The following is a 1,702-nucleotide window of genomic DNA, read 5'->3' on the forward strand; positions in this document are numbered from 1 at the left end:
AAGACACTCACCTATACTCTTGTTAATTAGTTTTATTACATGATCCAAATGGAATCTTGGTTCGTTAACACACTGTGGTATTAAATATGTGAAGTTGATATTGAACAGTTAGTAAAACAACAATGACTAACTTATTATACATTTCATGTCGTTATTTATTAGTTATTGAAACAAGCCACTGAAAATAAAGGATTAGATAAATAAGGGCGGAATTTTGCAATAAATCGTAAAAGGTGTCGGTCTTATATGTTGATTGTGAAATTCCACAAAAACAACAAGAAAAACACCAACAATGGATGAGGTAAGATTATGTCTAGCTTAAGAGTAATGACTGCAACTGCTGTACTTTTGATGTCTTCATCTGCTTTTGCTGATATCAGAGTGGCTGATACCCACAATGGTGCATGGGTTACTATCACTGAAAATGGTCAGCCTGCAGCAAACGCTAAGGTTTCTGTTGCTAATGTACCTCAGCAACGAGAGTCATACACAACAGACGAACGAGGCCGTGTATTTATTCCACTTACATTAGAAAGCTCACGATCTATCAAATATAAAGCGACAACTGAAAGTGGTAAAAAATCATCTCGCTTTGCCTTCCACTCTACAAATAAATAATATATAGCCCCTAATTAATACGTTAATCAGGGGCTTAACTTTTATAGTCTCTACGATTTAGATCTCTTGCCAGAACCAACCCTAGCCCTATTATTTGCAAAAATAACGCAAGGCTTTTTAACATTGAAATATTTTTAGCCTTTATTGCATGAGAATCGATAAGTGTTAAGTTTTCAATATAAAGCTGATTTATTTTATCGCGTTGTAATGATTGAACCTTGACCAATTTATCCATTATTATCGGTAAAGCATCTTGTGATATTTCCTCAACGGGTTCATCAATCCAAGATTGTATATCGTCACGAATAAATCGAGATAAGTACTCAGATATAATGTGACCCCTCGACTCACTCACCACAAGCAGTGTCAACAGATACTCTCTTTTTCGATCAATAGCTTCAACTTGCTGCCACGTTAAGGCGATCAATTTATCATTGCGGATTTGCTGCTGGGTTAGCGTATTTGCCGCTTGTGTTTCCCCTTCAATGTAAAAATTTGTCATTAACGCAGACACAATATTCATTAATAAACCAGTTGCAACCACAGACCATGTCGGTATTTGCCACCTTATTGTCATCGTTAATTCCTCCTCTCTTTCAGCCATCTCACCTATGTCGCTGCAATACGTATCGTTACGCCCATGCATGAACATATAAGTATGGCAGGCGAAATTGTCCAGTGATTGACTCTAGCAACAATGCCGCTACTATTTAGCGCCACAATAGTCGCATTAAGAAGCTGAACGATGAAAACGCCATGTATTGGGATATGTAAAAATAAAGACGGTGTCTGTACTGGGTGCCATAGAACTATGTCTGAGATCCAGCAATGGCGTCATCTTACAGATGAGCAACGCGATACAAAGATGGAGCAAATTCATAAGGTTGTTTCTACGCATACTTGCCAACAATGTGGTCAACCCGCTTACTGCGAAATTTCAGCGGGAGAAAGTCATTGCTGGTGTTTTGAAATCACCAAAAGAGACACCACCAGCATCAAAGGAGTACATTGCCTCTGCAGAAGTTGCTTATCAAAGCTTCCTATTAAGGTTGGCTAAGTATCTATTTAATGTAGATATAATGAT

At 37.8% G+C, this 1,702-nt stretch carries 3 protein-coding genes; 2 read left to right on the forward strand and 1 reads right to left on the reverse strand.

From position 1 onward, the window contains the following. The first annotated feature begins 309 nt into the window (after positions 1–309). Positions 310–618 (forward strand): transthyretin-like family protein, encoded by a 309-nt coding sequence (locus ASV53_RS23865; protein WP_062691442.1) that lies wholly within the window; start codon positions 310–312, stop codon positions 616–618. 34 nt (positions 619–652) lie between these two features. On the opposite strand, the gene ASV53_RS23870 is transcribed toward ASV53_RS23865, so the two are convergent. Then, entirely contained in the window at positions 653–1,222 is a 570-nt protein-coding gene (locus tag ASV53_RS23870) for a hypothetical protein (RefSeq protein ID WP_239928903.1), read from the reverse strand. Between the two features lie 141 nt (positions 1,223–1,363). Here ASV53_RS23870 and ASV53_RS23875 point away from each other — a divergent pair, with 141 nt between their 5' ends. Then, entirely contained in the window at positions 1,364–1,675 is a 312-nt protein-coding gene (locus tag ASV53_RS23875) for a cysteine-rich CWC family protein (protein ID WP_094958972.1), read from the forward strand. The last annotated feature ends 27 nt before the right edge of the window (positions 1,676–1,702 follow it).

Origin of the sequence: Photobacterium sanguinicancri (assembly GCF_002265265.1) — a bacterium.
In the GTDB taxonomy this organism is placed as follows: domain Bacteria; phylum Pseudomonadota; class Gammaproteobacteria; order Enterobacterales; family Vibrionaceae; genus Photobacterium; species Photobacterium sanguinicancri.